The organism is Bradyrhizobium sp. SHOUNA76, assembly GCF_023006445.1.
GTDB lineage: Bacteria > Pseudomonadota > Alphaproteobacteria > Rhizobiales > Xanthobacteraceae > Bradyrhizobium.
Map to the genome: position 1 here is coordinate 1 of NZ_JALBHA010000267.1, position 8,678 is coordinate 8,678.

The following is an 8,678-nucleotide window of genomic DNA, read 5'->3' on the forward strand; positions in this document are numbered from 1 at the left end:
CATGAGCGATAAGGCCGCGGCCAAAAAGGGGCTCAAGCCGCTCGGCATCTTCCGCGGCTTCGTTGGCGGGACAGGCGCCGTCGGCGCTGACGAGATCCTCAGCTCCCACCGGCTTGTCGGGGGTCAGCGGCGGCGACTCGATCGAGATGTTCTTGATGAAGAGACGGCCGGGCTTCTGGAACCATTCGGCGTCCTTCGACAACAGATCGGTCCCGCCCGAACAGCCCGCGATCAGCGGTGCTACGGCAGCCAACGCAACTATGAGCGACCTGGGAAGCTTTTGATGTCGCACGATAAACCAAATTCCCCGCGTGAAGGACCAGCCCTAAGCGATTGTCCCAACATCACTTTGCGGCACGAAGGTGACAAAAGCCAGCATCGCCCGAAAAGTGCAAATTATCATTAATTGCGATCGACGCTAATTCCGACGCTGCCACCGGCCCCGCTCGTCGGCCTGCCAATAGGTGACATCAAATCCGCGCGCCTTGCAATCCGTCCAGGTGCTGCGGGCGAGCGCGAGCGCATCCGGATCGTCGCCGTTGAACAGCAGCACCATGCGCGCATAGCCCTGCGCGTCCTGTGGCAATGCGGCGTTGTCGACCAGGAAGCGGACATGGGCGCCGTTGGGATTGCCCTCCTCGATCGCCAGCACGATCGGCTGATCGGCGGCATCGTTCACGCGCCATGTCGCGTGCGGCAGGAAGGAATCGTCGCGGTAGGTCCATAAGTGCGCGTCGAGCGCATCGGCCCGCTCTTCCGAGGTCGACTGCACCACGACGCGCCAGCCGCGCTCGAGCGATTTCTCGAGAAGCGGGGGCAACACGTTCTCTACCGTCATGTTTTGCAGATGATAGAACAGGACTTCAGTCATCTCAGGTCATTTGCGCTCGTAATGGTCGGCGACCAGACGGTCGAGCAGACGGACACCATAGCCGCTGCCCCAGCTCTGGTTGATGTCGGTCTTCGGCGCGCCCATGGCGGTGCCGGCGATGTCGAGATGGGCCCAGGGCGTGCCATCGACGAAACGCTGCAGGAACTGCGCCGCGGTGATCGAGCCGCCATGACGGCCGCCGGTGTTCTTCATGTCGGCGAACTGGGAATCGATCAGCTTGTCGTATTCGGGACCGAGCGGCATGCGCCAGACCTTGTCCCCACTCTCCATGCCGGCCGCCAGCAGGCGTTCGGCAAGCTCGTCATTGTTGGAGAACATGCCGGCATGCTCGGTGCCGAGCGCGACCACGATGGCGCCGGTCAGCGTCGCCAGATCCACCATGAATTTCGGCTTCACCTTCTTGGCGACGTACCAGAGCACGTCGGCGAGCACGAGGCGGCCTTCGGCGTCGGTGTTGATGATCTCGATGGTCTGGCCCGACATCGAGGTGACGATATCGCCCGGCCGCTGCGCATTGCCGTCGGGCATGTTCTCGACGAGGCCAATGGCGCCGACCACGTTGGCCTTGGCCTTCCGCGCCGCCAGCGCGTGCATCAGCCCGACGACGCAGGCCGCTCCCCCCATGTCGCCCTTCATGTCCTCCATGCTGCCGGCCGGCTTGATCGAAATGCCGCCGGTGTCGAAGCAGACGCCCTTGCCGACGAAGCTGACCGGCGCCTCGCCCTTCTTGCCGCCGTCCCAGCGCATGATCACGGTACGGCTCGGCCGCGCCGAGCCCTGGCCGACGCCGAGCAGCGCGCCCATGCCAAGCTTCTGCATCGCCTTGACGTCGAGCACCTCGACCTTGACGCCGAGCTTGCGGAGCTGGCTGGCGCGGCGCGCGAATTCTTCCGGGAACAGCACGTTCGGCGGCTCGTTGACGAGGTCGCGCGCGATGATCACGCCGTCGACGACGTGGCCGGCCGCGGTAAACGCCTTCTTCGCAGCACTGGCATCGCCGACCGCAAGCGAGATTTCGGCGCGCGAGCCGCCCTCCTCGCCATCCTTCTTCTTGGTCTTGTAACGGTCGAACTTGTAGGCGCGTAAGCGAAGGCCCGAAGCGATCGCAACCGCCTGCTCGCTCGTCATGGCGCCATCGGGCAGCTCCGCCATAATTGTCATGGTGGTCGTCCCGGCGGCAAGCTTGCTCGCCGCCACACCGCCGAATTTGAGGAAATCGTTCGCCTTCAGGCCGGCTGCCTTGCCGGCGCCGATCACGAGCAGACGGGTGGCTTTCACCCCTTCCGGCGCCAGAATGTCCAGCGCGGCCCCGCTCTTACCTTTAAAGGCGGCGGCGGTGGCCGCGCGCTTCACGAGTTCGACAGCGCCGCCCAGCGCCTTGGCCGTCGCCGGACCGACCTTCAGGCTGTCGTCGCAGAACACGACCAGGATGCCACGGGCGGCAGCAGACAATGGGACGAAGCCGACCTTGATGGCATCGGACATAGGTAACTCCTTCAAAAATATTGGTCTTTCCGTCATTCACCGGCCCTGACCGTGCCGGACCTGAACGACGATTCACTGAGCCTTCCGCACTATGGGCCAGCGGCCCGGCAGATGCCAAGCACCCCCCGTGGCCTCAAGGCCACATCGAGTGAAATATTAACCATATATTGAGGGTGCCACGGGGCAGCCATTTTGTTGACGGATCAAAGGGATGGTAGTGAGAGAGTAAGCTGGCGGAAGAGGCGCTGGCCAACCTTGGGGATCCCCTCATCGGGGATGGGTTGGGCAGTGGAATTTCGGCCGACATGGGGACTTGGTGGGATTCGTGCGGTAGCGCATGGGGTCGATCGATAAGTATATCTTCCGCACGACGCTGGCGTCGTTTGCGCTGGTCCTGGTCAGCCTCACCGGCGTGATCTGGATTACGCAGGCGTTGCGCGGCATCGACCTGATGACGAGCCAGGGTCAGACCATCCTCACCTTCCTCGGCATCACCAGCCTGGTCGTGCCGGCCCTGGTCCTGATCATCTCGCCGATCGCGCTGATGATCGCGATCTCGCACACGCTGAACAAGCTCGCGACCGATTCCGAGATCATCGTGATGAATGCCGCCGGCTTCTCGCCGTTCCGGCTGTTCTTTCCGTTCTTCTACGCCACCTGTGTGGTGGCGCTGCTGGTTGCCTTCATCGCGGCCTATCTCGCCCCCGACGGCATGCGCCGGATCAAGCAGTGGGATGCCGAGATCACCGCGGACGTGCTCACCAACATCCTGCAGCCCGGCCGCTTCGCCCGGCTCGACGAGAACCTCACGATCCGGATTCGCGAACGCCAGCCCGGCGGCATCCTTGCCGGCATCTTCATCGACGACCGCCGCGACCCGAACGAGCGCGTCTCGATCGTCGCCGAACGCGGCGAGGTCGTGAAGAATGAGACCGGCTCGTTCCTGGTGCTGGAAACGGGCAATCTCCAGCGCTTCGAGGCGGGCAAGCGCGATCCGGCGCTGGTGGCTTTCGGCCGCTACGGCTTCGACATGTCGAAATTCTCCAAGGGCCGCGACGTCACCCTCGGCATTCGCGAGCTCTATCTCTGGGAGCTGCTCTCACCGTCCGAGAACGATCCCGTCTACAAGCAGATCCCCGGGCAGTTCCGCTCGGCCCTGCATGACAGCCTGCTCGCGCCGATCTATCCCTTCGCCTTTGCGGTGCTGACCTTCGCGTTCCTCGGGGCGCCGCGCACTACCCGCCAGAGCCGTAACTTCTCGATCGGCTCATCGATCATCGCGGTGTTCGGCCTGCGCATGGCGGGCTTTGCCTGCTCGGTGATGGCGGTGAAGTCGCCGGGGCCGGTGCTGCTGCAATACGCCATGGTTTTCGGCGCCATCGGCGTCGGGCTGTGGATGATCATCGGCGGCGTCGTGGTCGAGCCGCCCCCTGGCCTGATGGACGCCATCAACAGGTCGAACGCGCGCATCGCGCGGCTGTTCGGACGCCCGGCCACCGCATGAGCATGCTCACCAACACACTCGGGCGCTATTTCGCCGGCCGCTTCGTGGTTGCCGCGCTCGGCGTATTCGCGAGCATTTTCCTGCTGCTGGTGCTGGTCGACTACATCGAGATGGTGCGCAAGACCTCAGGGCTGGCATCGGCCTCGGCGCTCATGGTGGCCCAGACCTCGCTGTTCCGGGTGCCGCAGCTTTTGGAGAAGCTGACGCCGTTCTGCATGCTGGTCGGCGCCATGACCTGCTATCTCGCCCTCTCCCGCCGGCTCGAGCTCGTGGTGGCGCGCGCCGCCGGCATCTCCGCATGGCAGTTCATCTCGCCGGCGCTCGGCAGCGCGCTCCTGATCGGGGTGATCGCCACCGTCGCCTACAATCCGATGTCGGCCAATTTGCGCGAAGCTTCCAAGCGCATGGAGGCCGAGCTGTTCGGCTCGGCGCCCGGCGGCGGCATCCAGGACGCCTCCGGCTTCTGGCTCAACCAGGTGACCAGCGACGGCCAGACCATCATCAATGCGGCGCGCAGCGAGCAGCAGGGCGTCCGGCTCACGGGGCTCACGCTGTTCCGGTTCGACCCGGAGCAGCACTTCAAGGAGCGGGTCGAGGCGCGCGAGGCGACTCTCGAGACCGGCCGCTGGCTGTTCAAGGGCGTCCGCCGTTTCTCGCTGGACTCCCCGCCGGTCGACCAGGCCAGCCTGCAGATTCCAACGACCCTGACCGAGGCGCAGGTCCGCAACAGCTTTTCCACCCCCGAGACTGTGTCCTTTTGGCAACTACCGAGCTACATCCGCTCTTCCGAGAGCTCAGGCTTCGCGACAGCCGGATACCGACTCCAGTATCAGAAGCTTCTGGCGCAGCCATTTTTGCTGGCTGCCATGGTGATGCTCGCGGCCTCCGTGTCGTTGCGCTTCTTCCGGATGGGCGGCGTGCAAAAGATGGTTTTGAGTGGCGTGGGCGCAGGCTTTCTGCTCTACGTTCTGTCGAAAGTGACTGAAGACTTGAGCAAGGCTGAGTTGATGCATCCGATCGCTGCGGCGTGGTTGCCTGCGGTGGTAGGCGGCCTCACCGGCTTTTTGGCCTTGTTGTATCAGGAGGACGGTTAGTGACTGCCGTCCATGGAGGGCTCGTGTCTCGTTTGACGCGTCGCACCGTAGTGCGCGCGAACGGGAGCGGCTTGTCCATCCGCAGGCTGCTGCTGGCGGTCGCCGCCGTGGCATCGCTCGGCGGGCTGATCGATGTCGCCGCCGTGGCCCCCGCCTCCGCCCAGAGCTTCACCTACAATCCGCTGCCGCCGCGTCCGAAGCCGCCCAAGGCTCCCAACGACAACCAGATGCTGGTGCAGGCGACCGAGGTCGATTACGACTACAACAATTCGCGCGTCTCGGCGGTCGGTAACGTCCAGCTGTTCTACAACGGCACCAGCGTCGAAGCCGACAGGGTCATCTACGACCAGAAGACCAAGCGGCTGCATGCCGAAGGCAACATCCGCATGACGGATGCCGACGGCAAGATCACCTATGCCGAGATCATGGATCTCTCCGACGATTACCGCGACGGTTTCGTCGATTCGCTGCGCGTGGACACCGCCGACCAGACCCGCATGGCAGCGAGCCGCGCCGACCGCTCCAGCGGCAACTACACCGTGTTCGAGAACGGCGTCTACACGGCCTGCGCGCCGTGTAAGGACGATCCGAAGAAGCCGCCGCTGTGGCAGGTCAAGGGTGCGCGCATCATCCACGACCAGCAGGAGAAGATGCTGTACTTCGAGACGGCACAGATCGAGTTCTTCGGCGTGCCGATCGCCTACATGCCCTATTTCTCGACGCCCGACCCGACCGTGAAGCGCAAGAGCGGCTTCCTGATGCCGGGCTACTTTCCGGGCACGACGAACACCGGCTTCGGCGCCGAAGTTCCCTATTATTGGGCGATCGCGCCCGACATGGACGCAACCTTCACCCCCCGCTTCATGTCGCGGCAGGGCGTGATGCTGCAGGGCGAATTCCGTCAGCGCCTGATCGACGGCGCCTACCAGATCCGCGCCTACGGCATCGACCAGCTCGATCCGGGCGCCTTTGCGGGGCAGCCCGGCGACCGCCAGTTCCGCGGCGCCGTCGACACCAAGGGTCAGTTCGCGCTGAACGACAAATGGGTCTGGGGTTGGGACGGCGTCCTGATGTCCGACTACTATTTCTTCTCGGACTACCGGCTCTATCAGTACCGCGATCCGCTCGGCTCGTTCCTGCTGCTGCCGACGGAGGCGCTGTCGCAGCTCTATCTGACCGGCGTCGGCAACCGCAGCTTCTTCGACGCGCGCACGATGTACTGGCTGAGCTATTCGGGTAACCAGAGCCAGGTGCCGATCGTCTATCCGGTGATCGACTATTCCAACGTGCTCAACTATCCGGTCTTCGGCGGCGAGTTCAGCTACAAGACCAATTTCGTGAACATGTCGCGTGACCAGGCGGTGTTCGATCCGATCACCACGGTCGCCAACACCAGCAGCCTGTGCACGACGGCGTCGGCCGATCCGCTGGCCCGCACGCCGTCGCAGTGCCTGCTGCGCGGCTTCCCCGGCACCTATACCCGCCTCACGGCTGAAGCGCAGTGGCGCAAATCGTTCACCGATCCGCTCGGCCAGATCTGGACGCCGTTCGCCAGCCTGCGCGCCGACGCGATCAACTCCTCGGTCTCCAACCAGCCGGGCGTGTCGAACTATCTTCCCGTCGGCGACACCCAGGCGTTCCGCCTGATGCCGACCGTGGGCCTGGAATACCGCTATCCCTTCATCAACGTTCAGCCATGGGGGTCGACCACGGTCGAGCCGATCGCGCAGATCATCATCCGGCCGAACGAGACCTATGCCGGCAAGCTCCCGAACGAGGACGCCCAGAGCATGGTGTTCGACGCCTCGAACCTGTTCAGCGTCGACAAGTTCTCCGGCTACGACCGCGTCGAGGGCGGCGGCCGCGCCAATGTCGGCGTGCAGTCCACCACGCAGTTCGACAAGGGCGGCGCGGTCAAGGTGCTGTTCGGCCAGTCCTACCAGCTGTTCGGCATGAACTCCTTCGCGGTCCAGGACACCATCAATACCGGTCTGGATTCCGGCCTGGACAAGCCGCGTTCCGATTATGTCGCGAGCGCCAGCTACTCGCCGAACAGCACCTACACGTTCAGCGTCCGCTCCCGCATGGATGAGCAGACCTGGAACGTCCAGCGCTTCGAGGCGGAAGGCCGCGCCAATTTCAATCGCTGGGCGGTCGCCGTGCTGTACGGCAATTACGCGGCGCAGCCGGAACTCGGCTATCTGACCCGCCGCGAGGGCATCCTGACCTCGGGCTCGATCAAGATCGCCACCAACTGGGTGGTGTCGGGGTCGGCGCGGTGGGACCTCGAGGCCAACAAGATCAACCAGTATGTGCTCGGTGCCGGCTATGTCGACGATTGCTTCGTGCTGGCGGCGAACTACGTAACTTCGTATAGCTATTCTGCGGGCACCGCGCCGCCCGTACTGAGCCATGCGTTCATGTTCCAGATCGGCCTGCGCACGCTGGCGACCTCGTCGACGACCAGCAGTTCCGCCGGCCTCCAGTGAACGGTTTGAAGTGCCGGCCGCGCTTGCTCCCATCACAGGCTCGACGCGGTTGACATGCGAGCGACAATCATGACGACCCCATTGCCCGTCTTCCGCCTCCTGCTCGCCATCGGTGCCGGGCTGATCCTGACCGGACTGCCCTCGCCGTCGCGCGCGCAGAACATCGTCGTCATGGTCAACGGCGATCCGATCACGGATTTCGACATCGATCAGCGCGCCAAGCTCGACCAGCTGACGACGCAGAAGACCCCGCCCCGGCAGGAGGTCATCAACGAGCTGATCGACGACAAGGTGAAGCTCAAGGAAGGCAAGAAATTCGGGGTCGATCCCGGCGTCTCCGACGTCAACCAGTCCTACGAGGGCATGGCGCAGCGCATGCGCATCTCGCCGGAGCAGCTCACCAAGTCGCTCGAATCCAAAGGCGTCCGCCCCGAAACGCTGAAGGGCCGCATGAAGGCCGAGATGGTCTGGACCAGCCTGGTGCGCGGCCGCTTCAAGGAGAAGCTGCTCGTCGGCGAGCGCGACGTCGCGCAGGCCGTGCAGGCCCAGACCGGCGACAAGCTTCAGATCGAAGGCACCGAATACAAGATGCAGCCGATCGTGCTGATCGTGCCGCGCGGCTCGTCCGCGGCGTTCCTGGAAACACGCAAGAAGGAAGCCGAGACCTATCGCTCACGCGTCGGAAGCTGCGAGGAAGCCAATTCGCTGTTCCGCTCGACGCCGAATGCCACCATCCGCGACACCGTCACCAAGACCACCGCGGAGCTGCCCGAGCCGCTGCGCAAGGTGCTCGACGATACGCCGATCGGCCATTTGACCGCGCCCGAGATGACCAAGAACGGCATCGAGATGGTGGTGCTGTGCGCGCGCAAGCCGACCATGATCGACACGCCGAAGAAGCGCGAGGTCCGCGAGAAGATGTATCAGGAGAAGTACGAGAAGACCCAGAAGGCCTATCTCGACGACCTCCGCAAGGCGGCGATGATCGAATATCGCAACCGCTGATGGCCCATCGCGCAGCAAAGCCGCTTCCCCTTGCCCTGACCCTGGGAGAGCCCGCCGGCATCGGTCCCGACATCACGATCGCAGCCTGGCTAAGGCGCAGCGAGCTGAACCTGCCCGCCTTCTACCTGCGCGGCGACGAGGCGCTGATCGCGCAGCGCGCCAAGGCGCTCGGCGCCGATGTCAGTATCGCCGCGGTGAGCCCCGGTGAG

Annotated in this window: 6 protein-coding genes and 2 pseudogenes; 5 read left to right on the forward strand and 3 right to left on the reverse strand. The window is 64.3% G+C overall.

Translation table 11 applies throughout. From position 1 onward, the window contains the following. From MOV74_RS23725 to MOV74_RS23735, 3 genes and pseudogenes are all read right to left on the reverse strand, one after another. A pseudogene (locus tag MOV74_RS23725) lies at window positions 1–253 on the reverse strand (hypothetical protein); the annotation flags it as partial. A 165-nt stretch (window positions 254–418) separates the two neighbouring features. Then, entirely contained in the window at window positions 419–871 is a 453-nt protein-coding gene (locus tag MOV74_RS23730; protein ID WP_246927846.1) for a DNA polymerase III subunit chi, read from the reverse strand. Window positions 872–877: 6 nt separating this feature from the next. Further along, complete coding sequence (locus tag MOV74_RS23735; protein ID WP_246927855.1) at window positions 878–2,377, reverse strand: leucyl aminopeptidase; 1,500 nt, start codon at window positions 2,375–2,377, stop codon at window positions 878–880. Window positions 2,378–2,714: 337 nt separating this feature from the next. Between MOV74_RS23735 and lptF the strand changes: the two genes are divergently transcribed. The 5 genes and pseudogenes from lptF to pdxA all read left to right on the forward strand — a co-directional run. Beyond that, entirely contained in the window at window positions 2,715–3,881 is a 1,167-nt protein-coding gene (gene lptF, locus MOV74_RS23740; RefSeq protein WP_246927857.1) for an LPS export ABC transporter permease LptF, read from the forward strand. Further along, the gene (gene lptG, locus MOV74_RS23745) at window positions 3,878–4,975 is read left to right on the forward strand and encodes an LPS export ABC transporter permease LptG (RefSeq protein WP_246927863.1); all 1,098 of its coding nucleotides are present in this window, start codon (window positions 3,878–3,880) and stop codon (window positions 4,973–4,975) included. The genes lptF and lptG overlap by 4 nt, the downstream gene beginning before the upstream one ends. Continuing rightward, the gene (locus MOV74_RS23750; RefSeq protein ID WP_246927864.1) at window positions 4,975–7,464 is read left to right on the forward strand and encodes an LPS-assembly protein LptD; all 2,490 of its coding nucleotides are present in this window, start codon (window positions 4,975–4,977) and stop codon (window positions 7,462–7,464) included. Before lptG ends, MOV74_RS23750 begins: the two co-directional genes overlap by 1 nt. Window positions 7,465–7,533: 69 nt before the next feature. Then, window positions 7,534–8,469, forward strand: coding sequence for a peptidylprolyl isomerase (locus MOV74_RS23755; RefSeq protein WP_246927867.1), 936 nt, complete (start codon window positions 7,534–7,536; stop codon window positions 8,467–8,469). Continuing rightward, window positions 8,469–8,678 (forward strand): annotated as a pseudogene (gene pdxA / locus MOV74_RS23760) (4-hydroxythreonine-4-phosphate dehydrogenase); the annotation flags it as partial. The gene MOV74_RS23755 and the pseudogene pdxA, both read left to right, overlap by 1 nt.